Here is a 24,525-nt window from a genome sequence, read left to right on the forward strand (position 1 = left end):
CTCAGGTCACGGCGCCGCGCTCTGCGGCCACATCGTAGTCTTCGCGGTCGAGGATGTCCTTCAGGATCTCGACGGCGTCCCATACGTCGGCAAAGCTGGTGTACAGCGGCGTGAAACCGAAGCGCATGATTTCCGGTTCGCGGTAGTCGCCGATGACGCCGCGCGCGATCAGGGCCTGCATCACCGCATAGCCCTGGGGATGGGTGAAGCTGACCTGGCTGCCGCGGCGCGCATGCTCGCGCGGGGTCACCAGCCCCAGCGGGTGGGCGGCGCAGCGCGACTCCACCAGTTCGATGAAGAGATCGGTCAGCTGCAGCGACTTGGCGCGGATCGCGTCCATCGTCGTTTCCTCGAATACTTCCAGGCCGCATTCGACCATTGCCAGCGACACCACCGGCTGGGTGCCGCACAGGGCGCGGCCGATACCGTCGCAGGGGGCGAAGCCGTGGGCCATCGCGAAGGGCCGGGCATGGCTCCACCAGCCCGACAGCGGGTGGGCAAACTGCGCCTGGTGGCGCTGCGGCACCCAGATGAAGGCAGGGGAACCCGGACCGCCGTTCAGGTATTTATAGGTGCAGCCGACGGCGAAGTCGGCTTCGGCGCCGCGCAGGTCGAGCGGCACCGCGCCGGCCGAGTGGGCCAGGTCCCAAACGATCAGTGCACCATTTTGGTGCGCATGACGCGTGAGGGCCGCCATGTCGTGCTGGTAGCCGGTCCGGTAGTTCACGTGGGTCAGCATGACAACGGCGCAGTCGGCGTCGATCGCCGCCGGCAGCTCTTCCACGGAGTCGACCAGGCGCACGCGGTAGCCGCGCTCGAGCCAGGAGGTCAGTCCTTCTGCCATGTAGATATCGGTGGGGAAGTTGCTGCGCTCGGTGACGATGACGCGGCGCTGCGCGGCGGCGCCCTGGGACTGGATGTGCACGGCGGCGGCCAGGGCCTTGAACAGGTTCAGCGAGGTGGTGTCGGTGACGACCACTTCGTCCTGGCCGGCGCCGATCAGCGGCGCCAGGCGGCTGCCCAGGCGCTTGGGCATGTCGAACCAGCCGGCCGTGTTCCAGCTCTTGATCAGGTCCTGGCCCCATTCGCGCGCCACCACTTCCTGGGAGCGTGCAAGGGCTGCGCGCGGGCGGGCGCCGAGGGAGTTGCCGTCGAGGTAGATGACGCCGGCGGGCAGGTCGAAACGCTCGCGCAGCGGGGCCAGCGGGTCTTGCGCGTCGCGCGCCAGGCAGTCGGCGCGGGTAATGGTCAGTTGGCTCATGGATGAATGGATCGGTTCGGGTGGGCGGGCGCTCCGGAGCCCTGGGCTGTTTGCGTGCGAAACCCCTCAGTCGCCTGCCGGTTGCTTGTATAGGCAGATGCCCGTTGGGGCGGCAGTGTAGCAAGAAAAGCGGCGCCGGGGACGATCGGTGGATGTCGCTTTGTCATCTTTTTGTCCGGCTTTCGGATCTCTCGAAACTTTTTTCAAATTTTTCAAAATTTTTTTGCCAATAACCCTAAAGTTCCCGGCAAGTGCGCCGTAAAGCGTACAGAGGGTAGCAAAGGTGCCTGAAAAAATTTTCAAAAATATTTTTCAGACACCCTAAAGTTCTCCGCAGCGCTGCCGTTAAAGGTGCAGAAGGGCAGGAAACAGGGGTGAAAAAATGTCACGACAACCCTAAAGTTCTGTTTTTCGTTGACGTAAACCAACATATGAGCGTCCTGCCGGGCTCGCCAGAAGCGAAAAACGGCAAGCCTCGCGACACATCGCCAGCCTCCTTTTTCATAGGAGCGCATCTCCCATCCGCAAGGGTTTGTCAGACAAACTCCTACGGATGATCTCGCCTTTGCCGGACGCAAAATACAGTGTTCGTCCGATTTCCCAAATGTTTCCCTACAGTCAGAATCTATCTCACTGGCAACACAATCACTGGCAAACAACGGATGCCGGGATCAAACAACGGAGAGTGGGAAATGACTGCAAACGACATGATGGCTGAAATCCGCGACGCGAACCTGAGCTACCTGATGCTCGCGCAGCAGATGATCCGCGCCGACAAGGTCACCGCGATTTTCCGCCTCGGCATCTCGGCCGACATCGCCGACCTGATCGAGGGCATGAGCAACGCCCAGATCCTGAAGCTTGCCGGCGGCAACATGATGCTGGCCCGTTTCCGCTTTGATGACACCGCAATCCTGTCGATGCTCACCAGCCACAGCAAGGACCGCGCCCTGGCCCAGTCGCACGCCGCCATCCTGATGGCTGGCCAGCCTGCCGAAGAAATTGCCTAAAAGCTTAGCTCTGCTTTGGTTCGATAGTGTAGGATAGCCGGACTGAAGCAGGAGTTGCAGGATGAGCAAAAAAAGCGTCGTATCTGAAGCGCAAGAAATCCAGCTTGCCATCGAGTTGATTCAGCTGGGCGCGCGCCTCCAGCTGCTCGAGACTGAGGTGTCGCTGTCACGCGAGCGCCTCATCAAGCTGTACAAGGAACTGCGTGGCGTTTCGCCGCCGAAGGGCATGCTGCCTTTCTCCACCGACTGGTTCCTGACCTGGCAGCCGAACATCCACTCCTCGCTGTTCATCAACATCCACAACTTCCTGGTGGAAAATGCCGGCGCCACCGGCATCCAGGCCGTGATGAAGGCCTATAAGCTCTACCTCGAGCAAATGCCCGCCGCACCCGGCGAAGAGCCGCTGCTCTCGCTCACGCGCGCCTGGACCCTGGTGCGTTTCTTCCAGAGCGGCATGCTCAGGCTGACGCCCTGCGGTAAATGCAAGGGCAAGTTCGTCGTCGATGCACTCGACCTCAATAGCGACTACCTCTGCGGCCTGTGCCACATGCCTTCGCGCGCCGGCAAGACGCGCAAAGCCAAGGATGCCGCCGCCGCCCAGCAGGCGGCCGCGCAGCCCGACACCTGAGTTCCTTTCTTTCCTTCGCGATGAGCCGGATCGGGGCAGGGAGCGCATGGTGAGCCCGGGTCCGGGACCGAGCCTGGGACGCCTGCTGCGCGCGCCGGCCGTGCAGGCGCTGCTGTGCCAGCTCGCCGCTTTCGCGCCGACCCTGCTCGTTGTCTTCCTGCTGGCGCGCGCCGGCGCCAACCCGTCCTATCTCAGCGCCGCCCTCGCGCAAGGCGTGTTCGCCGCGCTATTCACCGGCTGGCGCCGGCTGGCGCGCTGGTGGCTGGCGATCCAGTTCCTGTTTCCGCTGGCCCTGCTGGGCGCCAGCCAGCTCGCCGTCCCACCCTGGCTGTTCCTGGCCGTCTTCCTCTTCATGCTGGTGCTGTACTGGTCGACCTTCCGCACCCAGGTGCCGTATTACCCTTCGGGCCGGGCGGCCTGGGAGCTTGTCGCGGCCCAGTTGCCCCAGGACCGGGCGCTGTCGGTGATCGACATCGGCAGCGGCCTGGGCGGCCTGGTGCTGGAGCTGGCGCGGCGCCGCCCGGATGTCCAGGCGACCGGCATCGAGCTGGCGCCGCTGCCCTGGCTGGCCAGCTGGCTGCGCGCGCGGCTTACGGGGAGCCGGGCGGTCTTTCTTCGCGGTGACTACGAGTCGCTCGATTTTGCCGACTACGACGCCGTGTTCGCCTACCTGTCGCCGGCGGCAATGACGGCCCTGTGGCGCAAGGCGCGGCGCGAGATGCGGCCAGGTAGCGTCCTGATGAGTTATGAATTTGCCATTGACGAAAGCACACCGGGCTTATCGGTCTATCTACCCGAGACCGGACGAACTCTTTACATATGGCACTTTTAGGCGACATCCCCGGCACTTTTACTTGCCCGTAGGCCATTCTCCCGCTATTGTTCCAGCTATTGTAATTCCCTGCATAAATGTTTTTTCTGAGATACAAAATCTCGGAAAACCCCGGACCGTCCGGCCCGCTGGCTTTTCCTGTGGAGCAGTCTCTTGTTAGTCATTATCGGTTACGTCATCGTCTGCGCCTCGGTGTTCGGCGGCTTCGTCATGAGCGGCGGGCACATGGCCGCGCTGTTCCAGCCGCTGGAACTGCTGATGATCGGCGGCGCCGCGCTGGGCGCCTTCTTTGTCGGTAACAACAGCAAGGCGATCAAGGCCACGATGAAGGCCTTGCCGACGGTATTCAAGGGTTCCGCGTACACCAAAGAAATGTACATGGAACTAATGTCGCTGCTCTTCGACGTGCTGTCCAAGGTGCGCAAGGAAGGCCTGATGTCGATCGAGGGCGATATCGAGGCGCCCGAGGCGAGCCCGCTGTTTTCCAAGTACCCGCTGGTGCTGGCCGACCACCACATCGTCGAATTCATGGCCGACTACCTGCGCCTCATGGTCTCGGGCAACATGGACGCCTTCCAGATCGAGAACCTGATGGACAACGAGATCGAGACCCATCACCACGAAGGCGCGGTGCCGGCCCACGTGATCGCCAAGCTCGGCGATGGCCTGCCGGCCTTCGGTATCGTGGCGGCGGTGATGGGCGTGGTGCACACCATGGAATCGGTGGGCATCCCGCCGGCGGAGCTCGGCATCCTGATCGCGAAGGCGCTGGTCGGCACCTTCCTCGGTATCCTGCTGGCCTACGGCTTCGTCGGCCCGCTCGCGAGCGTGCTCGAACAGAAGCTGGAAGAGTCGAGCAAGATGTTCCAGTGCGTGAAGGTCACGCTGCTGGCCAGCCTGAACGGCTATGCGCCGGCGCTGGCGGTCGAATTCGGCCGCAAGGTGCTGTACTCGACCGAGCGCCCGAGCTTCGCCGAGCTGGAAGAGCACATCAAGAAGGCCAAGGGCAAGTAAGCGCAAACAGGACGCTGCGCTCCGTTCTCACCACCAACCTGACCCACGCGAACACCCATGGCTGACGAAGGAATGCGCCCGATCATCGTCAAGCGGATCAAGAAGACCGCTGGCGGGCATCATGGCGGCGCCTGGAAGATCGCCTACGCCGACTTCGTGACGGCGATGATGGCCTTCTTCCTGCTGATGTGGCTGCTTGGCTCGACCGCCAAGGGCGACCTCGAGGGCATCTCGGACTTCTTCAAGACCCCGCTCAAGGTGGCGATGTCCGGCGGCTCGGGTTCGGGCGACAGCTCCTCGGTGATCAAGGGCGGCGGGACCGACCTGACCCGCCGCAGCGGCCAGGTCAAGAAGGGCGACACGCCGCCCGAGAACAAGACCTACGACCTGAACGCCGCCAAGGCCGCGCTCGAACGCGCCGAAGGCGAACGCCTGCGCACGCTCAAGACGAAGATCGAATCCATCATCGAGGCGAATCCGACCCTGAAGAAATACAAGAACCAGCTGCTGCTCGACATCACCAGCGAAGGCTTGCGCATCCAGATCGTGGACGAGCAGAACCGCCCGATGTTCGCGCTCGCCAAGGCCCAGCTGCAACCCTATACGCGCGACATCCTGGAAGTGCTGGGCATGGTCCTGAACGACGTGCCGAACCGGATCGGCCTGTCCGGGCACACCGACTCGACCCCGTATTACAGCGATGCCGGCTACAGCAACTGGGAACTCTCGGCGGACCGCGCCAACGCCTCGCGCCGCGCGATGGTCGTGGGCGGCCTGGCCGACGAGAAGATCCTGCGCGTGGTCGGCCTGGCCGCGGCGGCGCCGCTCGACCGCGCCGACCCGTTCAACCCGATCAACCGCCGCATCAGCATCATCGTGATGAACAAGCGCACCGAGGACGCCGTCATGCGCGACGCCGCCACACTCGACGTGCCGGCCCAGGACGGCGAGGCGGCGGCGAAAGCCGTCGCCGCGGCCACGCAATGACCTGCCGTGTCAGGACAGGAGGACAATAATGACAAGAAAAAAGATTTTGGGCTCGCACGTGAAGCGCCTGCTTTCCGGCGTCTCCGCGCACGGGCAACGCCACCTCAGCGAGGTCGAGACCGACCTGCTGCAGACCGAGCTGCTGCTGGAGGAGGCGATCGAGAAGCTGACCAGCAGCTTCATGGCCATCCACAGCGCGGTCGGCGCACGCCAGGAAGCGATCGACCGCCTGCTCGCGGGCAGCGCGCCGACGCCAGAGGACAGCGCCGCGCTGGCGACGATGAGCGGCGAGATCGGCGGCCACGTGAACACGGCGATCACCAGCATGCAGTTCCAGGACATGACCAGCCAGCTGATCGACCGCACCCTCAAGCGCGTCACCGGCCTGCGCGAATTCCTCGGCACACTGGGCGAGCATGGTTCAAGCATCGCGGCGGAAACCGGCAATGAGGAAATCGTCGAGCGCCTGGGCAAGGTCAGCATGGCGCTGGCCATCCAGTCGCTCGAACTGCGCAGCGTGCTACGCAAGGCGGTCGAGCAAAGGCATCTCGAAAGCGGGGACATCGAACTGTTCTGACGGTTCGCCCACCACAACAACCATCCCGGCAGGAAACGGGGCACAGAAAACAGCAGGAGCAAAACATGGCTAAAACAATTCTCGCGGTCGACGATTCGAGCTCGCTGCGCCAGATGGTGGCGTTCAGCCTGAAGGCGGCCGGTTACCAGGTGGTGGAAGCGGTCGACGGCCAGGACGGCCTGGACAAGGCGCGCCAGCAGGTGGTCGACCTGGTCCTGACCGACCAGAACATGCCGCGCATGGACGGCCTGGCGCTGATCAAGCAGTTGCGCGGCCTGCCCGAGTACCAGAAGGTGCCGATCCTGATGCTGACCACCGAGTCCTCGGACGAAATGAAATCGAAGGGCCGTGCGGCCGGCGCCAACGGCTGGCTGGTCAAGCCGTTCGACCCGCAGCGCCTGATCGAGGTCGTCAAAAAAGTGATCGGCTGATGCGGATGCATCCGTCACCGCACCGGAACCTGTCATGACGATCGACATCAGCCAGTTTTACCAGGTCTTTTTCGACGAGGCCGAAGAGCTGCTTGCCGAAATGGAGCGGCTGCTGCTGGCCGTCGACGTGGCCGCGCCCGACGCCGAGGACCTGAACGCGATCTTCCGCACCGCCCACTCGGTCAAGGGCGGCGCCTCGACCTTCGGCATCACGGACATGAGCGAGGTCACCCACGTGCTGGAATCCCTGCTGGACCGGATCCGCAAGGGCGAGATGGCGCTCACCTCGCAGCACGTGGATGCCTTCCTGGCCGCCAAGGACACGCTCAAGATGCAGCTCGACGGCCACCGCAACGGCGCCGAGGTCGACCAGGACACGGTCGCCAACGTGCGCATGGTGCTGCACGACCTGTCCGAGGGCCTGGTGCCGGCCGCCTCCGCACTTGCCCCATCCCTGGCGCCTTCGTTCCTGCTGTCCGAACCCAAGGCCGAAACCGGCGAGGGCGCGCACCGCTACAAGATCGAGCTGCCCAGCGTGGCCCAGCGCGACATCAATGCGCTGGTGGACGAACTCGGCCTGATGGGCCGGGTCTCGGTCACGCCGCTCGAAGGCGGCCGCAACGCGCTGATCATCACCACCCACGAGAACCTGGACGACATCATCGCCATCTGCTCGTTCGTCCTCGACCCGAACGACCTGAAGATCTTCGAGGCGCCGCCGCTCACCCCCGAACAGCGGGCGCTCGAGGCGCTCGAGCGCGCCCGCATCGAGAACGAGCAGGGCTACGGCTTCTTCGATCCGGCCGACGAAGCGCCCGCGGCCGTCGACGAGCTGTCGGACGACGAGCGCGGCTACGGCTTCTTCCAGCCGATCGAGCAGATCCGCGCGATGGCGGGCGCCGAGGCGCCGGCGCCGAAGGCGGCTGTGGTTGCGGCAGTCGAACACCACGAGGAAAAGAAGGCCGTCAAGAAGGACGAGAAGGGCGCCGAGTCTTCCTCGATCCGGGTCTCGGTCGAGAAGGTCGACCAGCTGATCAACCTGATCGGCGAGCTGGTCATTACCCAGGCCATGATCGAGCAGCGCTCCAGCGGGCTCGACCCGATGCTGCACGAGCGCCTGCTGTCCTCGGTGTCCCAGCTTACGCGCAATACCCGCGAGCTGCAGGAAGCCGTGATGTCGATCCGCATGATGCCGATGGACTTCGTGTTCTCGCGCTTCCCGCGCATGGTGCGCGACCTGGCCGGCAAGCTCGGCAAGAAGGTCGACTTCATTACCCACGGCGCCGCGACCGAGCTGGACAAGGGCCTGATCGAACGGATCGTCGATCCGCTGACCCACTTGGTGAGGAACAGCATCGACCACGGCATCGAGATGCCCGAGGCGCGCGCTGCCGCCGGCAAGTCCGAAGCGGGACGCCTGTTCCTGTCGGCCGGTCACCAGGGCGGCAACATCGTCATCGAAGTAGCCGACGATGGCGCCGGCCTGAACCGCGAGAAGATCCTGGCGAAGGCCGCACAGAACGGCCTGGCCGTGTCCGACAACATGAGCGACGCCGAGGTCTGGCAGCTGATCTTCGCGCCGGGCTTTTCCACCGCCGAGATCGTGACCGACGTGTCGGGCCGCGGCGTGGGCATGGATGTTGTCAAACGTAACATCATGGCCATGGGCGGTTCGGTCGATATTCGCTCCGCGCGTGGTTTTGGCACCACGATTTCGATCTCCTTGCCCCTGACTTTGGCGATTTTGGATGGCATGACAATCCGTTGCGGCCAGGAAATCTATATCCTTCCATTGGGCTTCGTCGTCGAGTCGCTGCAGCCGCGCCGCGAGGACATCCGCGACATCGCCGGCCGCGGCCAGGTGCTCAAGGTCCGTGGCGAGTACCTGCCGTTGATTGCGCTGTACAGCGTGTTCGACATCGCGCCGCGCTCGACCGATCCGGCCGAGGGCATCGTGGTCATCCTGGAATCGGAAGGCAGGCGCGCCGCGCTCCTGATCGACGACCTGGTCGGCCAGCAGCACGTGGTCGTGAAGAACCTCGAGGCGAACTACCGCAAGGTGTCCGGCATCTCGGGCGCGACCATCCTGGGCGACGGCGGCGTGTCGCTGATCCTCGACGTGGCCGCGCTGGTGCGTTCCTCGCGCCAGATGGCCGACGAGACGCTGGCCCTAACACTGAATTAAAAACAAAGGAAAACCCATGTCCATTACCCCAAATACCCAGGCGCAGGGCACCGACGCCGGTCTCGAATACCTGGCCTTCACCCTGGGCTCGGAAGAATACGGGATCGATATCCTGAAAGTGCAGGAAATCCGCGGCTACGAAGCCGTGACCCGCATCGCCAACGCACCGGAGTTCATCAAGGGCGTGATCAACCTGCGCGGCATCATCATTCCGGTGGTCGACATGCGCATCAAGTTCAATCTCGGCACCCCGACTTATGACCAGTTCACCGTCGTGATCATCCTGAACATCGGCGGCCGCGTGATGGGCATGGTGGTCGACAGCGTCTCCGACGTCACCACCCTGACCCCGGACCAGATCAAGCCGGCCCCCGACATGGGCACCGCCTTCAGCACCGACTACCTGATCGGCCTGGGCACCGTGGACGAGCGCATGCTGATCCTGGTCGACATCGACCGCCTGATGTCGTCGGCCGAGATGGGCCTGGTCGACAAGCTGGCTGCCTGAATGGAAGTCAGGAGCGTCAGGCGCTCCAGGGAACGGCACCGAGCAGAAGCAATCGCGGGCTAGTCTCGCAACGAACACAAGGTAAGGCAAAGTGCCGCTACAAAAATCCGACACGGTCAAGGAATTCGACTTCACGCGCGCCGACTTCGAGCGGGTGCGCGCCCTGATCTACCGCCAGGCCGGCATTTCGCTGGCCGACAGCAAGCAGGAAATGGTCTACAGCCGCCTGGCGCGGCGCCTGCGCGCGACCGGCATCCAGTCCTTCGCGACCTATCTCGACGGCCTGGAAGCGGGCCGCATGGAGCAGGAGTGGGAAGCCTTCACCAATGCGCTGACCACCAACCTGACTTCGTTCTTCCGCGAAGCGCATCATTTCCCGCTGCTGGCCGAGCACGTGCTGCGCCTGCGCGCGCGTGCCGGCGAGCCGCTCACCATCTGGTGCTCGGCCAGTTCGACCGGCGAGGAGCCGTACTCGATCGCGATGACGGTGTGCGAAGCGTTCGATACGCTCACGCCGAACGTGCGGATCGTCGCCACCGACATCGACACCAATGTGCTGGCCACGGCCAGCGAGGGTGTGTATGGCGTGGAGCGGGTCGAGAAGATGTCCCAGGAACGCCTCAAGCGCTTCTTCTTGCGAGGCAAGGGCCGCCACGAAGGCATGGTGCGGGTGCGTCCGGAGCTGCGCCAGCTCGTGACCTTCCGCCAGCTCAACCTGCTCTCCGACAGCTGGCCGGTCAGCGGGCAGTTCGATGCGATTTTCTGCCGCAACGTCATGATTTATTTTGACAAGAACACCCAGCGCAAGATCCTGGCCCGTTTCGTGCCGATGATGAAGCCGCATGCGCTGCTGTTCGCCGGCCACTCCGAGAATTTCCTCTATGTTTCCGAATCGCTGCGCCTGCGCGGAAAGACGGTGTATGAACTCAATGACAGGCGCTCCTGAGTACGCGCGAACCGGAAACCACCATGCATTCGAATAGCCACTTCGCGACCAACGTCTATTACGACCGTACCTTCGACGTCGATGCCGCCAAGATCCTGCCGGGCGAGTACTACTACACCGGCAAGAACATGCTGATCGTGACCGTGCTCGGTTCCTGCGTCTCGGCCTGCATCCGCGACCGCATCACCGGCCTGGGCGGCATGAACCACTTCATGCTGCCGGACGGCGGCGGCGACGCCGGCAGCCCGGTGTCGGCCTCGATGCGCTACGGCACGTATGCGATGGAGGTCCTGATCAACGACCTGCTCAAGGCCGGCGCCCGGCGCGAGAACCTGGAGGCGAAGGTGTTCGGCGGCGGGGCCGTGCTGCGTGGCTTTACCGCCATGAACGTGGGCGAACGCAATGCCGCCTTCGTGACCCAATTCCTGAGAACCGAACGGATTCCGGTGCTGGCCGAGGACCTGAACGACATCTACCCGCGCAAGGTGTATTTCTTCCCGCGCACGGGCAAGGTGTTGGTGAAGAAACTGATGCAAACCCAGAATGATACGCTGGCCAAGCGCGAGCTCGACTACGCCAAGCGTCTCAAGGTCGAGCCCGTGGGCGGCGAGATCGACCTGTTCTGACCCCGAAAGGAAGGACGATGAAAACCAAGGTACTGATCGTCGACGACTCGGCCCTGATCCGCAGTGTGATGAGCGAGATCGTCAATTCACAGGCCGACATGGAAGTCGTGGCGACCGCGCCCGATCCCCTGGTGGCGCGCGAGCTGATCAAGAAACACAATCCCGACGTGCTCACGCTCGACGTCGAGATGCCGAAAATGGACGGCCTGGACTTCCTCGAAAAGCTGATGCGCCTGCGCCCGATGCCGGTGCTGATGGTGTCCTCGCTGACCGAGCGCGGCTCGGAGATCACGATGCGCGCGCTGGAGCTGGGCGCGGTCGACTTCGTCACCAAGCCGAAGATCTCGATCCAGACCGGGATGCGCGAGTACACCGAGCTGATCACCGACAAGATCCGCGCCGCCGCGCGCGCCCGCGTCAGGGCACGCACCGTGCACCAGAACGCGCCGACGGCCGCGCTGCAGGCCCTGCGCAGCCCCTTGATTTCCTCGGAAAAGCTGATCATCATCGGCGCCTCGACCGGCGGCACCGAAGCGATCCGCGAATTCCTGATGCAGATGCCGTCGGACTGCCCCGGCATCCTGATTGCCCAGCACATGCCGGAAGGCTTTACCAGCTCGTTCGCGCGGCGCCTCGATTCCCTGTGCCGGATCAGCGTCTCGGAGGCCGTCGGCAACGAGCGTATCCTGCCGGGCCACGCCTACATCGCGCCGGGCCACTCGCACCTGCTGCTCACGCGCTCGGGCGCCAACTACATGACGAAGATCGAGCAGACCGATCCGGTGAACCGCCATCGTCCTTCGGTCGATGTGCTGTTCCGCTCGGCGGCCGTGGCGGCCGGCAAGAACGCGGTCGGCGTGATCCTGACGGGCATGGGCAAGGACGGCGCTGCTGGTATGCTTGAAATGAAAAACGCCGGCGCCCACAATTTCGCCCAGGATGAGGCCTCGTGCGTCGTGTTCGGCATGCCGCGCGAAGCGATCGCGGTCGGCGCCGCCCACGACGTGGCGCCCCTGAACGCCTTGCCGGGACTGGTGCTGGGCCACCTGGCGGCCCAGGGCGGAAGAGCGTTGCGGGTTTGATCCGGATCGCCCGGTTTTGCGCTGGTTTATCGCCGTACGGCAACAAAAATGCTATCCTTGAGGCTGCTTGTTGCAGCGTCTCAAGCCACACTAACCATAGTAAAAGAATCAACGGAGTAATTCATGGCTGATCCAAAGATGCGTTTCCTGGTTGTTGACGATTTCTCGACGATGCGACGCATTGTCCGGAACTTGTTGAAAGAACTGGGTTACGCCAACGTCGACGAAGCGGAAGACGGCGTCATGGCGCTGACCAAGCTGCGCAGCGAGCAGTTCGACTTCGTCGTCTCGGACTGGAACATGCCCAACATGGACGGGCTGACCATGCTGCAGCACATCCGTGCCGATCCCGCGCTGGCCAAGCTGCCGGTGCTGATGGTGACCGCGGAAGCGAAGAAGGAAAACATCATCGCCGCAGCCCAGGCGGGCGCCAGCGGCTACGTGGTCAAGCCGTTCACGGCCGCCACGCTCGACGAAAAGCTGAACAAGATCTTCGAGAAGATGGAAAAGGCCTGACATGTCAGAGCAGACGCTGGACGCGGCAGCATCGCCGGACGAGGTACTGAGCCGGATCGGCCACATGACGCGCGCGCTGCACGACAGCCTGCGCGGCCTGGGTCTGGACAAGCTGATCGAGAAGGCCGCCAGCGACATCCCCGATGCGCGCGACCGCCTCGATTACGTGGCGCGCCTGTCGGAGCAGTCCGCCAAGCGCGTGCTCGACGCCACCGACGCGGCCAGTCCGCTGCAGGACGGCATCGAAGCGCGCAGCGCCGAGTTGCGCGGCCAGTGGCAGGCGCTGCTCGACAGTAAGACCGATGGCGCAGCCGACTGGCGCGCCCTGGCCGAGCGCACCATCGCCGCGCTCGCCGAATCCGAGCGCGCCGCGGTCGATACCCGCAGCCAGCTGATGGACATCATGATGGCCCAGGACTTCCAGGACCTGACCGGCCAGGTGATCGGCAAGATCACCTCGATCGCGCAAGACCTGGAAAAGCAGCTGGTGCAGGTGCTGATCGACTTCGCGCCGAGCGAAATCAGGCGCGAGCTGGACAACGGCCTGCTGAACGGGCCGCAGATCAAGCCCGAGGGCAATACCGACGTCGTGGCCAACCAGGGCCAGGTCGACGACCTGCTCGACAGCCTGGGGTTTTAACGAGGGTGGGCGGATGCTCCGCCCACGCGTTCAACCCAGGTCGGCGCCGCGTCGGCGCTCGCCCGCACGCCGTCTGTTCTACCCCGCGTCCTTGCCATGCACCACAAAAACTATATCGTTCGCGAACCGCTGCTCGACCCCGCGCAGCGCGTCATCGGCTACGAGCTGCTCTGGCAGCAGGGTGGCCAGCCTGTCGTCGACGCCGACCTCGAAGAACTGGTCGGTTTCGTCACCGAACACGTCCAGCATGAAGAACACGGCTGGCTGCTGCGCGACAAGGTTCTCTTCCTCGACGCCGTGCCCGCAATGCTGTCGACCGACGCGCTGTTCGCGCTGCCGCCCGAGCGCACCGTCCTGAGCCTGCAGGCGCGCCACCTGATGGACCCGGACACCCGCGCCGCGGTACAGGCAGTGCGCGCCGGCGGCGTCGGCATCTCGCTGCGCGGCCTGGACGTCGGCCACATCGCCAGGGCGCTGGCGCCTTATGCCTCGCACGTCGAAATGCGCTTTGCCGGCATCAACGTGGCCGAGCAGGCGCGCACCTACGCCGCGGCCAGGCAGTCCTCGCTGCGCGTGATCGGCCGGCCGGTGAGCAACTGGATCGACTACGACGCCTGCGCTGCGCTCGGCCTGGAAGCCTTCGTCGGCAAGCTGCACCTGACGCCGCGTCCGGGCAACCCGGTCAAAGGGCTGAATCCGGCCCAGACCATTATCTTGCAGCTGATGCAGATGGTGCAGAACAACGAGGACATTCCCAGGCTCGAAGGCGTGCTCAGGCGCGATCCGGCGCTCACCTACAAGCTGCTGCGCAACATCAACTCGGCCGGCTTCGGCGCCGGGCGCGAGGTGCAGTCGATCCGCCAGGCGATCGCCTTGATGGGCTATGCGCCGCTCTACCGCTGGCTGACCCTGCTGCTTGCAAGCGCCAGCACCAGCGGCTACTCGCCGGTGCTGATGGAGACGGCCGTGGTGCGCGGTCGCCTGACCGAGCTGCTCGGCCTGACCTCGCTGGCGAAGGGGGAGGGCGAGAACCTGTTCGTCGCCGGCATGTTCTCGCTGCTGGACCGCCTGCTGGGCCTGCCGATGAGGGAAGTGCTCGACACCGTGCCTCTGCCGGCCGAAGTCGTGCGCGCCCTGCTCACGCGCGATGGCCTCTACGGGCCTTACCTGGCGCTGGCTGAAGCCTGCGAGCTGAGCTCGAACCTGGTCGGTTCGCTGGCTGCATCGCTGGGCCTTGGCCCGCTGGAAGTCAACAAGGCGCACCTGTCGGCGCTGGCTTGGGCGCAGGAAGTGACGCAGTAAGCAATCGGGACCTGGTGTTGTAGGGTGGACACCTGTGTCCATGCGGTGCGACGGCGGCGCATGGCCACGTTTGCAAGAGAACGGAGCGTTGGCATTGCGGCCGCCGAGAAAGCCGCGTCAATCCAGGCCATGAGACCGCGTGGGCATGAGTGCCCACCCCAGGAAAACCATCAAGCCTACTGGCGCTGCTTCCCCGTGATGATCAAGCGCTGCAACTGCTGGTGCAATTGCAGCCCGACCTGGTCGAAGCTGCAGCCGATCTGCACCTGTCAGCCCAGCAGGAAGCTGCGGAAAGGGCGCCGCCGGCGCACGCCCTTGAGCTTTTCCCCCACGTGCAGTCCCACCAACAGCCTTGCCGCGCGACCGGGCGGATCAGATTTCCAGGTTGTCGATCAGGCGCGTGGTGCCGAGCTTGGCGGCGGCCAGCACCACCAGCGGCTCGCCCTGCGCCAGGTCGCCGGCCGAAGGCGGCTGCAGGTCGATGCGCTTGCGGATCGAGATGTAGTCCGGCTTCCAGCCGCGGTTCGCCAGCTGCGCCATCGCCTCGCGCTCGAGCGAGAAGATGTCGAGGTGGCCGGCGCGCATTTCATTGGCGACGAAGTTCAGCGCCTGGTAGAGGGCCGGCGCTTCGGCGCGCTCTTCGGGCGACAGGTACATGTTGCGCGAGGACAGGGCCAGGCCGTCTTCGGCGCGGAAGGTTTCGGCGCCGATGATTTCGGTGGGCAGCGCAAACTGGCGCGCCATGTTACGCACGATCATCAGCTGCTGGTAATCCTTTTTGCCGAACACGGCCACGCGCGGCTGCACGCAGGAAAACAGCTTGGTCACCACCGTGCACACACCGTTGAAGAAGCCCGGGCGGAACTCGCCTTCCAGCGTATTGCCGAGGGTGTCGGGCGGCTGGACGCGGTATTCCTGCGGTTCCGGATACAGGTCCTTCTCGGTCGGCGCGAACAGCACGTAGACGCCTTCCTTTTCCAGCTTCTCGACGTCGGCCTGGAAGGTGCGCGGGTATTTGTCGAAGTCCTCGTTCGGGCCGAACTGCAGGCGGTTGACGAAGATGGAAGCGACCACCGGGTCGCCGTGCCTGCGCGCCAGGCGCATCAGCGACAGGTGGCCTTCATGCAGGTTGCCCATCGTCGGCACGAAAGCGGTGCGCAGTTGGCCGCGCAGCTGGTCGCGCAGTTCGTCAATGGTGGAGATGATTTTCATGGTGGTTGGATGCGTTAAGTGTAGCGCCGTCAGGCCGGTGAATAGGCCAGGCGCACATAGATGGGCGCGAACGGTTCGGCCTGGGTGATTTCGACCAGGGTTTCCTTGGCCAGCTCGAGCAGGGCGACGAAGTGCACGACCACGATCGGTACCGACGCCTTGCCCGCAAAGAGCTCGCCGAATTCGACGAAGCGCTGCGATTGCAGTGTACGCAGGATCGCCGACATGTGCTCGCGTACCGACAGTTCCTGGCGCCCGATGCGGTGGTGCTGGGTCAGCTTCGCCCGGCGCAGCACGTCCAGCCAGGCGCGCTGCAGGTCATGCGGCTCGACCTGGGGCAGCAGCGGCGCCAGGCCCTGCTCGACCGGCAGCGAAGGGCGGTGGAAATCGCGTCCCTCCTGCGGGATCGCGCCGAGCTTCATCGCGGCCAGCTTGATCTGTTCGTACTCGAGCAGGCGGCGAACCAGCTCCGCGCGCGGGTCGCCGACGTCCTCGACCAGGTCGTCCTGCCTTTTGGGGAGCAGCATGCGCGACTTGATCTCGATGAGCATGGCCGCCATCAGCAGGTACTCGGCCGCCAGCTCCAGGTTGCTTTGCCGGATCTGCTCGACATAGTCCAGGTATTGCAGGGTCACCTGCGCCATCGGGATGTCGAGGATGTTGAAGTTCTGCTTGCGGATCAGGTAGAGCAGCAGGTCGAGCGGGCCTTCGAAGGCATCGAGGAAGATCTCGAGCGCGTCGGGCGGAATGTACAGGTCGGTGGGCATGCGCAGCAGGGGCTCGCCGTACAGCCGCGCAATGGCGGCAGCGGCCGCGTCGTCGAGCGCGGCGGCTTCCAGTACGGCCGGGTCCTGCACAGGGGCGGCCAGCGCCTCGGGCGCGGCCTCGTGCGGCGTCATGCCTGGGTGACCTTAAGCTTAGACCTTGCTCTGGTAAGGGTAGGCTTGCTGGCGCAGGCGCGATTCCTTGATGCGCGCCTGTTCGTCCAGGGAGATCGGGGCCTTGTCCCAGAGGAGGTTGCGGCCTTCCTGCTGGCGCTCTTCCATGCCAGGGGTCTTGGACTTCAGTTCTTCGATGAACTTGGTGTGATCGGAAACGTAACCGGTAAATTTAGGCATTGTCTTGCTCTATAAAAAGAAAGCCGGGACGGCGAGGCAGATTGTTCTGCCCGGCGGTCCCGGCGTCAAGGTTTACGGGTGCAGCGCGTTAAGCTGGCGGGCGATGATGTCGTGGTTCAGCCACAGGACCGGTGCGATGCGTTCCGATGCGCCGTGGAACATCAGCGGGCCCGCGCCTTCCAGCACCAGGGACGAGAGGTGATCGGTGATCAGGGCCTTCTTGTCCTTGTGCAGGGCGGTAATCTCTTCCGAGGTGCCGATCATGACGTCGGCCAGGGCCGGCGTGTTGTCCATCGGCCAGGCTTCGAAGTTGCGGAAGTGGGCGCTGGTGGCGTCGTTGTTGTACTTCTCGATGGTGTCGAGCAGGGACTGCAGCGAGATGCCGTCGCCCAGCAGTTCCTGGCAGATGCGCCATTGTTCGTCGGCCCAGGCGCCGCCGCCTTCCTTCTTCAGGGCGGTCAGCAGCGGGAACAGCGACAGTTCGACGCCGACGAAGATGTCCGACGAATTGGTGCGGATTTCCGGGCAGTTGAAGACAGTCGCGGCGATGCCCTGGTTCCAGGCGGCTTCGGCGATGCTTTCCAGGCGCATCTTGGCATAGCCCTGGGTGTAGTTGGTGTAGGTCTGCCAGACGTATTCGCCCTTGATGAGGATCTCGGTGCCGTGGTAGCCGTAGGCGGTGTAGCGCACTTCGCCGCCAGCCTTGGTTACGCGCTCGCGGATCTTGCTTGATGCGTCGATCAGGTACTTGAGCGTGTTGGCCGTGACTTCGTCGAAGTTCATCAGGATCAGCTTGCCCAGGTCGCTGTCGAGCAGGGCGCGCGAAGACATGAAGCGCTCGCCGCGGCCTTTATAGATGCGGTTGGCGATCGCCAGGAAGGCCTTGATCTTCGGAATGCCGCCGGCCATGGTGTGGGCGAAGAAGACGTTGGCGCCTTCCGGGATCAGCTTGTCGATCTCGCCCATGACCTGGGTCGCCGACTCGGTGAAGCGGCGCACGCCGGCTTCGCGGCAGCGCTCGATCTTTTCCCAGTCCAGCTTGTCTTCCTGCCAGCTCTTCAGGGTAATCCCCGAGAGCATTTCGGTCGGATTCTGTTCGCCGGCCGGGGCGTCCATGTCGAAGCCGGCCATCAGCGGCACGTTGACGATGCGCCCGCCCAGTTTCTCTTCGGCCTCGGCGTGTTCTTCGGTCGTCAGGGCGCGCAGCGCACCGGTTTCGTCGCGGCGGCCGACGGTAATGCCGACGATGGTCATGCCCGCCTTGCGCGCCTCATCGATCAGGCCATTCACATAGCCGCGGCCGAACAGTTCGCCGAAAAGGACGAAGACGTCGCCCTTGCGGAACACATTGGCTTGTGGAATATGGCGGAGGGGATTCAATCCGGTCATTTTATTATCTGCCTATCAAAAGAGTTTGAAGGGGGCGTCTGAGGGCGCAAGTTTCTTGAAAAACACGGCATTATAACGCCGCCACGTGCCCCGGGAACGGCTTTCCTTCGGGGCAACAAGGGGGATTTCGCGCCCCTGCGCGGCGCGCTGCAAGCGGGCCGGCGGGGCGGTTCTTGTTAAGACGGGACGCGCCGGCCGGCGTGCGATCGGCGCGTCCCGGCGCATGCTTGCAAATTCAGCGGATGCGCATGCCCGGGGTCGCACCCGGCATCGGATCGAGCAGGTACAGGCCCGGATTCGCCTTCTCGTCGGCGGCGGAGGCACACAGCACCATGCCTTCCGAAACCCCGAACTTCATCTTGCGCGGCGCCAGGTTGGCAACCATCACCGTCATCTTGCCGATCAGGTCTTCCGGCTTGAAGGCCGACTTGATGCCCGAGAACACGTTGCGGTGGCGGCCTTCGCCCACGTCCAGCGTCAGGCGCAGCAGTTTGCCCGCGCCTTCGACGTGTTCGCAGTTGACGATCCTGGCCACGCGCAGGTCGATCTTGCTGAAATCGTCGATCGAGATTTCCGGCGCCAGTTCCTCGATAGCGCCGCCGGCCGGAGCTGCCTCAACAACTGCGGCGGCTGCCGCTGGTTCCGGCTGCGCGTCCGAGGCCGGGTTCGGCGCCGGACGGTCGAACAGGTTCTCGACCATCTTCAGGTCGACGCGCTGCATCAGGTGGCTGTAGGCGCCGATGGTGCGGCCGAGCATGGTGTCGTAGACAGCCGCGCCTTGCGTGTCGGCCCAGGAGAACTGCGCATCGCCCAGGAATTCCGAGACGCGCGCGGCGACCTGCGGCAGCACCGGCGAGAGCATGATGCTCAGCTGGCGGAACAGGATCAGGGCGACGGTGCAGACTTCGTGCAGCTCGGCGACTTTCGTCTCGTCCTTGGCCAGCAGCCAGGGCTTGTTCTCGTCGACGTACTGGTTGGTGACGTCGGCGATCTCCATGATTTCGCGCAGGGCGCGGCCGTATTCGCGCGCCTCGAAGGCGGCGGCGATCGAGACCTGGCGCTCGGCGCCATCCACGGTCAGGGCTTTCGCGATCCATTCGCGGGCGCCGGCCGACAGGTCGGTGGCCAGCTTGCCGTCGAATTTCTTGGCGATGAAGCCGGCGCAGCGGCTGGCGATGTTGACGTACTTGCCGATCAGGTCGCTGTTGACGCGGGCCACGAAGTCGTCGCCGTTGAAGTCCAGGTCCTCGACCTTGGCGTTGAGCTTGAAGGCCAGGTAGTAGCGCAGCCACTCCGGGTTCATGCCCAGTTCCAGGTAGCGCAGCGGCGAAATGCCGGTGCCGCGCGACTTCGACATCTTTTCGTTGTTGACCGTCAGGTGGCCGTGGACGGCGACCTTCAGCTTGTCGATGATCGGGTGGCCCGAGAAATTCAGCATCGCCGGCCAGAACAGCAGGTGGAAGGAGACGATGTCCTTGCCGATGAAGTGGACCTGCTCGGCGTCCGGATCCTTCAGGAAGGCGTCGTAGTCCAGGCCCTGCTTCTCGAAATAGTTCTTCAGCGACGCCAGGTAGCCGACCGGCGCGTCCAGCCAGACGTAGAAGAACTTGCCCGGTGCATCGGGAATCGGAATGCCGAAATAAGGCGCGTCACGGGAGATATCCCAGTCGGCCAGCTTTTCGCCGGCTTCGCCCAGCCACTCGGACACCTTGTTGACCATTTCCGGCTGCAGGCGGCCAGGGGTGTTCAGCCATTCCTTCAGGAAGGTGAAGCAGCGCGGGTCGGACAGCTTGAAGAAGTATTGTTCCGAAGGCTTCAGGATCGGGGTCGAGCCGGTGAACACCGAGAACGGATTGATCAGTTCGGTCGGCTGGTAGGCGGCGCCGCAGACTTCGCAGTTGTCGCCGTACTGGTCCTTGGCGTGGCAGGTCGGGCACTCACCCTTGATGTTGCGGTCGGCCAGGAACATGCCCTTGACCGGGTCGAAGAAACGGTCCACGGTCTTGGTGACGATCAGGCCGGCGTCGCGCAGCTTGCGGTAGATGCCCTGCGACAGTTCGACGTTTTCCGGCGAATCGGTCGAATACCAGTTGTCGAAGCCGATATGGAAGCCGTCCAGGTACTGGGCGCGGCCCGCTGCAATCTTGGCAACGAATTCCTGCGGCGTGATGCCTTCCTTCTCGGCGGCGATCATGATCGGGGTGCCGTGGGTGTCGTCGGCGCAGACGAAGTGGACCTGACGTTGGACATCGCCGTCGCGCTGCATTCGCTGGAAGCGGACCCAGATGTCGGCCTGGATGTACTCCATCATGTGACCGATATGGAAGGCGGCATTGGCGTAGGGCAGGGCGGTGGTGACGAACAGCTTGCGGGTCATGGTCGGAAACGCTCAGGACGATAAAAGAAAACATTTTACCAGCGGATGGCCCTAAGCGCTCAGGGGGTATTGCCGCAATTGCAGGCGCGACCCGAAGCGATGGGCCGTTTTTTGCTACACTGCGCGCAATCACATCCGGAGATTTACATGAGCATCACAGCAGACGACGTCAAAGCGGCATTGTCAAAGGTTATCGATCCTAATACGGGCAAGGACTTCGTGTCCTCCAGATCGATCAAGAACATCCAGGTCGATGGCGCCGACGTCGCGCTCGACCTGGAACTGGGTTATCCGGCCAAGAGCCAGATCGCAGCCCTGCGTACGCTGGTGGTCAACGGCGTCAAGGCGATTCCGGGCGCCGGCAACGTCAGCGTCAGCGTCCAGACGAAAATCCTGTCGCACGCCGTGCAGCGCGGCCTGAAGGTCATGCCGAACGTGAAGAACATCATTGCCGTCGCATCCGGCAAGGGTGGCGTCGGCAAGTCGACCACGGCCGTCAACCTGGCCCTGGCCTTAGCAAGCGAGGGCGCCAGCGTCGGCGTGCTCGACGCCGACATCTACGGCCCGTCGCAGCCGATGATGCTGGGCATTAACGCCCGTCCGGAAAGCCTGGACGGCAAGTCCATGGAACCGCTGGAGAACCACGGCGTGCAGGTGTCCTCGATCGGCTTCATGATCGATCCGGACGAGCCCATGGTCTGGCGCGGCCCGATGGTTACCCAGGCGCTGCAGCAGCTGCTGGAGCAGACCAACTGGCGCGACCTCGATTACCTGATCGTCGACATGCCGCCGGGCACCGGCGACATCCAGCTGACCCTGTCGCAGAAAGTGCCGGTCACGGGCGCCGTGATCGTCACCACCCCGCAGGACATCGCCCTGCTGGACGCGCGCAAGGGCCTCAAGATGTTCGAGAAGGTTGGCATCCCGATCATCGGCGTCGTGGAAAACATGAGCACCCACATCTGCTCGAACTGCGGCCACACCGAAGCAATCTTCGGCCACGGCGGCGGTGAGAAGATGTGCAAGGACTTCGGCGTCGAGTTCCTGGGCGCGCTGCCGCTGACCATGTCGATCCGCGAGCAGACCGATTCGGGCCGCCCGACGGTGGTTGCCGATCCGGACGGTCCGGTTGCGACCGTCTACAAGGAAATCGCGCGCAAGGTCGCCATCAAGGTCGCCGAAAAAGCGAAGGACATGAGCAGCAAGTTTCCGAGCATCGTCGTCAAGAACGACTAAGTCCTTTTCTCCTTAAGTGCGCATCGCCGCAATCCGCGAGCGCCTGCGGGCGCTCGGCGCGCTTCCCGAGCACCAGGCGCGCATCCTGCGCGACTGGGTGCAGGGCGCGCCGCACGAGCGCGGCCGGCGCCGGCCGGCCGACTATCTTCCCAAGACCGTACGCGCAGCCCTGCCGGCACTCGATGCCGAGCTGGCGGGCCTCGTGCGCCTGCTGAGCGAACATCCGGCCGAAGACGGTTCGGCGCGCCTGCTGGTGGGCCTGGCCGACGGCCAGGCGGTCGAGACCGTCCTGCTGCCGCGCGACGGCGTGTGCGTGTCGAGCCAGGTCGGCTGCGCGGTCGGCTGCCGGTTCTGCATGACCGGACGCGAGGGCCTGCTGCGGCAGGTCAGCAGCGGCGAGATCGTCGCCCAGGTAGTGCTGGCGCGCAGCATGCGGCCCGTGAAGAAGGTCGTCTTCATGGGCATGGGCGAACCGGCCCACAACCTCGACAACGTGCTGGAAGCGATCGAGCTGCTCGGCGTCGAGGCGAATATCCCGCACAAGAACCTGGTGTTTTCCACCGTGGGCGACCCACGCGCCTTTGGGCGCCTGCCGCTGGGCCGCGTGAAGCCGGCGCTGGCGCTGTCGCTGCATACGACGAAAGCCGATCTGCGCGCCGAGCTGCTGCCGCGGGCGCCGCGCCTCACGCCCGCCGAGCTGGTCGAATTCGGCGAATATTACGCACGCCTGTCCGGCTACCCGATCCAGTACCAGTGGACGCTGCTGGAAGGCGTGAACGACAGCCAGGATGAGCTGGACGGCATCGTCGCCCTGTTGAAGGGCAAGTACGCCATCCTCAACATGATCCCCTATAACACCATCCCCGACCTCGCTTTCCGCCGTCCGAGCTGGGACAGGGCGCGGGAGATCGCCGCCCATCTGCACGCGCGCGGCGTGCTGACCAAGCTGCGCGACTCGGCCGGGCAGGACGTCGACGGCGGCTGCGGCCAGTTGCGGGCGCGCGTCGGGCGCAAGACCATTCCGGTGCGCAGCGTTTCCGAAGCGCCGGCAAGCTAGCGGACGGCGCGCTTCGCGCCCGGCGTTTATATTCATGCCCTGATCATTTTTCGGGAGACATGGATGAGCACCAGGTACAGTGCGCTCGTCGTCGGCGCCAGCGGCATCATCGGCAACGCGGTCGTGCGCGAACTCAAGGGGCGTCCCGACTGGCAGGTGCGCGCCTTGCCGCGCACCTTCGTCGAGGGCGTCGAAACGATCAAGGTCGACCTGCTCGATGCCGGGGCCACGGCGCAGGCGCTGCAGGCTGCGCGCGACACCACCCACGTGTTCTATGCGGCGCTCAAGGGCGGCGCCGACCTGCTGGACGAGGAGCGCATCAACGGTGGCATGCTGCGCAACCTGCTCGACGGCCTGAAGGCAGTCGGCGCACCGCTGCAGCGCGTGGTGCACTACCAGGGCGCCAAAGTCTACGGCGTGCACCTGGGTCACACCCAGGCGCCGTTCTACGAGGACGATCCGCGCCACATGACACCGAACTTTTATTATGTGCAGGAAGACCTGCTGCGCGAGCGCGCGGCCCGGGGCGACTTCGAGTGGTCCATCCTGCGCCCCGACGTGGTGGTCGGCGACATCGCCGGCAACCCGATGAACATCGTGATGGTGATGGGCGTGTTCGCCGCATTGAGTCGTGCCGCCGGGGTGCCGCTGCGCTTCCCGGGCACCCACAAAGTGTATTCCGGCGTGCTGGCCCAGACCACGGATGCCGACTGGATGGCGCGCGCCAGCGTGTGGGCGGCGCTCGACCCGAAGGCGAGTGGCGAAGCCTTCAACCTGGTCAACGAGCCTTTCCGCTGGGAGCGCGTCTGGCGCCGCGTGGCCGAGGCCTTCGACATGGAAGTCGGCCCGCCCCAGCCGTTCTCGCTGGCGAAGCAGATGCCGCTCAAGGCCGAGGCCTGGGCCCGGCTGGTCGAGCAGCACGGCCTGAACACGCTGCCCTATGAAAAACTGGTTGGCTGGTGGTTCGGCGACTTCGTTTTCAATACCGAGTTCGACATGGTCTCGGACATGGGCAAGATCCGCCGCGCCGGCTTCACCGAGGCGGTGGAGACCGAAGCGACGATCGTGCGCGCGATAGAGCGGCTGCGCGCCGCGAAGCAGTTGCCCTGACGGGCGCCAGGGTTCAGGCGGCTTCCGGCCCTGCCTGGGCCGAGGCAGGCAGCCCGAACACCAGGTCGAAGGCCCAGTTGTAGCAGAAGCTGTAGACCAGGAAGAACACGACCATGCCGATGTTGAGCATGAAGGCCTGGGCCAGCGACACGGCGAGCCACCAGGCATACAGCGGAATCCCGATGAGCATCATGACGCCCTGGAAGCCGACGGCATGGGCAATGCGCCGGCCCAGGCTGCGTCCGCGTGTCGCCTGGCGTGCTTCCCAGGCCTCGAACAGCGTGTTGTAGATCAGGTTCCAGGTGATCGCGATGACGGAGGAGGCCACCGCCAGTATGCCCGCATGCCCGGCGGCCTGGCCCGACATCGAGCTCATGGCGGCGGTGATGCTGGCGATGGCGATCGTCTCGTAAAGGGCGACGTACACGATTTTGCGTTGAATACCTTGCATAGATGAGTCCTGAACAACGGGAGCGCTAGT

The 24,525-nt window shown here is 64.4% G+C and carries 26 protein-coding genes; 18 read left to right on the forward strand and 8 right to left on the reverse strand.

Translation table 11 applies throughout. From position 1 onward, the window contains the following. Position 1 precedes the first annotated feature (1 nt). Together kynU and ACSUZJ_RS09385 are read right to left on the reverse strand one after the other, a co-directional pair. On the reverse strand, positions 2-1,261 hold the full coding sequence (kynU, locus tag ACSUZJ_RS09380) for a kynureninase (protein ID WP_499415451.1): 1,260 nt from the start codon (positions 1,259-1,261) through the stop codon (positions 2-4). 66 nt (positions 1,262-1,327) lie between these two features. Then, entirely contained in the window at positions 1,328-1,564 is a 237-nt protein-coding gene (locus ACSUZJ_RS09385; RefSeq protein ID WP_499415453.1) for a hypothetical protein, read from the reverse strand. 389 nt (positions 1,565-1,953) lie between these two features. Here ACSUZJ_RS09385 and flhD point away from each other — a divergent pair, with 389 nt between their 5' ends. The 15 genes from flhD (at position 1,954) to ACSUZJ_RS09460 (ending at position 14,545) form a co-directional block, all read left to right on the forward strand. After that, entirely contained in the window at positions 1,954-2,271 is a 318-nt protein-coding gene (gene flhD / locus ACSUZJ_RS09390; RefSeq protein WP_047826184.1) for a flagellar transcriptional regulator FlhD, read from the forward strand. Positions 2,272-2,332: 61 nt separating this feature from the next. Further along, on the forward strand, positions 2,333-2,899 hold the full coding sequence (gene flhC, locus ACSUZJ_RS09395; RefSeq protein ID WP_499415456.1) for a flagellar transcriptional regulator FlhC: 567 nt from the start codon (positions 2,333-2,335) through the stop codon (positions 2,897-2,899). A 46-nt stretch (positions 2,900-2,945) separates the two neighbouring features. Further along, entirely contained in the window at positions 2,946-3,731 is a 786-nt protein-coding gene (locus tag ACSUZJ_RS09400; protein WP_499415458.1) for a class I SAM-dependent methyltransferase, read from the forward strand. A gap of 153 nt (positions 3,732-3,884) precedes the next feature. Next, positions 3,885-4,745, forward strand: coding sequence for a flagellar motor stator protein MotA (gene motA / locus ACSUZJ_RS09405; RefSeq protein WP_499415460.1), 861 nt, complete (start codon positions 3,885-3,887; stop codon positions 4,743-4,745). A 57-nt stretch (positions 4,746-4,802) separates the two neighbouring features. Next, the gene (motB, locus tag ACSUZJ_RS09410; protein ID WP_499415462.1) at positions 4,803-5,732 is read left to right on the forward strand and encodes a flagellar motor protein MotB; all 930 of its coding nucleotides are present in this window, start codon (positions 4,803-4,805) and stop codon (positions 5,730-5,732) included. A gap of 28 nt (positions 5,733-5,760) precedes the next feature. After that, positions 5,761-6,309 (forward strand): chemotaxis protein, encoded by a 549-nt coding sequence (locus ACSUZJ_RS09415; protein WP_499415464.1) that lies wholly within the window; start codon positions 5,761-5,763, stop codon positions 6,307-6,309. A gap of 65 nt (positions 6,310-6,374) precedes the next feature. After that, a complete protein-coding gene (locus tag ACSUZJ_RS09420) occupies positions 6,375-6,740 on the forward strand; it encodes a response regulator (protein WP_499415466.1) in 366 nt (121 codons plus the stop codon). 34 nt (positions 6,741-6,774) lie between these two features. Beyond that, complete coding sequence (gene cheA / locus ACSUZJ_RS09425; RefSeq protein WP_499415468.1) at positions 6,775-8,925, forward strand: chemotaxis protein CheA; 2,151 nt, start codon at positions 6,775-6,777, stop codon at positions 8,923-8,925. Positions 8,926-8,941: 16 nt separating this feature from the next. After that, entirely contained in the window at positions 8,942-9,433 is a 492-nt protein-coding gene (locus ACSUZJ_RS09430; protein WP_499415470.1) for a chemotaxis protein CheW, read from the forward strand. Positions 9,434-9,524: 91 nt separating this feature from the next. Further along, complete coding sequence (locus ACSUZJ_RS09435) at positions 9,525-10,379, forward strand: CheR family methyltransferase (protein ID WP_499415472.1); 855 nt, start codon at positions 9,525-9,527, stop codon at positions 10,377-10,379. Positions 10,380-10,402: 23 nt separating this feature from the next. Beyond that, on the forward strand, positions 10,403-11,005 hold the full coding sequence (gene cheD / locus ACSUZJ_RS09440) for a chemoreceptor glutamine deamidase CheD (protein WP_499415474.1): 603 nt from the start codon (positions 10,403-10,405) through the stop codon (positions 11,003-11,005). Positions 11,006-11,022: 17 nt separating this feature from the next. Further along, positions 11,023-12,087, forward strand: a complete 1,065-nt coding sequence (locus tag ACSUZJ_RS09445) for a protein-glutamate methylesterase/protein-glutamine glutaminase (protein ID WP_499415476.1) — start codon at positions 11,023-11,025, stop codon at positions 12,085-12,087. Positions 12,088-12,210: 123 nt separating this feature from the next. Continuing rightward, positions 12,211-12,603 (forward strand): chemotaxis response regulator CheY, encoded by a 393-nt coding sequence (cheY, locus tag ACSUZJ_RS09450; protein ID WP_499415478.1) that lies wholly within the window; start codon positions 12,211-12,213, stop codon positions 12,601-12,603. Between the two features lies 1 nt (position 12,604). Then, positions 12,605-13,243: a protein phosphatase CheZ gene (cheZ, locus tag ACSUZJ_RS09455; RefSeq protein ID WP_499415480.1), complete on the forward strand. Its 639-nt coding sequence runs from the start codon at positions 12,605-12,607 to the stop codon at positions 13,241-13,243. A gap of 96 nt (positions 13,244-13,339) precedes the next feature. Beyond that, entirely contained in the window at positions 13,340-14,545 is a 1,206-nt protein-coding gene (locus ACSUZJ_RS09460; protein WP_499415482.1) for an EAL and HDOD domain-containing protein, read from the forward strand. Between the two features lie 372 nt (positions 14,546-14,917). On the opposite strand, the gene panC is transcribed toward ACSUZJ_RS09460, so the two are convergent. The 5 genes from panC to metG form a co-directional block, all read right to left on the reverse strand. Beyond that, positions 14,918-15,757, reverse strand: coding sequence for a pantoate--beta-alanine ligase (panC, locus tag ACSUZJ_RS09465; RefSeq protein WP_499415484.1), 840 nt, complete (start codon positions 15,755-15,757; stop codon positions 14,918-14,920). Positions 15,758-15,786: 29 nt separating this feature from the next. Next, positions 15,787-16,656, reverse strand: a complete 870-nt coding sequence (locus tag ACSUZJ_RS09470) for a segregation and condensation protein A (protein WP_499415486.1) — start codon at positions 16,654-16,656, stop codon at positions 15,787-15,789. 18 nt (positions 16,657-16,674) lie between these two features. Then, positions 16,675-16,875 (reverse strand): DUF3460 family protein, encoded by a 201-nt coding sequence (locus tag ACSUZJ_RS09475; protein WP_499415488.1) that lies wholly within the window; start codon positions 16,873-16,875, stop codon positions 16,675-16,677. A gap of 72 nt (positions 16,876-16,947) precedes the next feature. Beyond that, positions 16,948-18,264: an enoyl ACP reductase FabMG family protein gene (locus ACSUZJ_RS09480; RefSeq protein WP_499415489.1), complete on the reverse strand. Its 1,317-nt coding sequence runs from the start codon at positions 18,262-18,264 to the stop codon at positions 16,948-16,950. Between the two features lie 235 nt (positions 18,265-18,499). Continuing rightward, the gene (metG, locus tag ACSUZJ_RS09485; protein ID WP_499415491.1) at positions 18,500-20,641 is read right to left on the reverse strand and encodes a methionine--tRNA ligase; all 2,142 of its coding nucleotides are present in this window, start codon (positions 20,639-20,641) and stop codon (positions 18,500-18,502) included. Between the two features lie 147 nt (positions 20,642-20,788). Between metG and apbC the strand changes: the two genes are divergently transcribed. From apbC to ACSUZJ_RS09500, 3 genes are all read left to right on the forward strand, one after another. Next, on the forward strand, positions 20,789-21,877 hold the full coding sequence (gene apbC, locus ACSUZJ_RS09490; protein ID WP_499415493.1) for an iron-sulfur cluster carrier protein ApbC: 1,089 nt from the start codon (positions 20,789-20,791) through the stop codon (positions 21,875-21,877). 16 nt (positions 21,878-21,893) lie between these two features. Next, complete coding sequence (locus ACSUZJ_RS09495; RefSeq protein ID WP_499415495.1) at positions 21,894-22,934, forward strand: RNA methyltransferase; 1,041 nt, start codon at positions 21,894-21,896, stop codon at positions 22,932-22,934. Positions 22,935-22,997: 63 nt separating this feature from the next. Further along, positions 22,998-24,044, forward strand: a complete 1,047-nt coding sequence (locus ACSUZJ_RS09500; RefSeq protein WP_499415497.1) for an SDR family oxidoreductase — start codon at positions 22,998-23,000, stop codon at positions 24,042-24,044. Positions 24,045-24,057: 13 nt separating this feature from the next. On the opposite strand, the gene ACSUZJ_RS09505 is transcribed toward ACSUZJ_RS09500, so the two are convergent. Then, the gene (locus tag ACSUZJ_RS09505; RefSeq protein ID WP_499415499.1) at positions 24,058-24,495 is read right to left on the reverse strand and encodes a PACE efflux transporter; all 438 of its coding nucleotides are present in this window, start codon (positions 24,493-24,495) and stop codon (positions 24,058-24,060) included. Positions 24,496-24,525 lie beyond the last annotated feature (30 nt).

It is taken from the genome of Telluria sp. B2 (genome assembly GCF_051789535.1).
Taxonomy (GTDB): Bacteria; Pseudomonadota; Gammaproteobacteria; order Burkholderiales; family Burkholderiaceae_D; genus Telluria.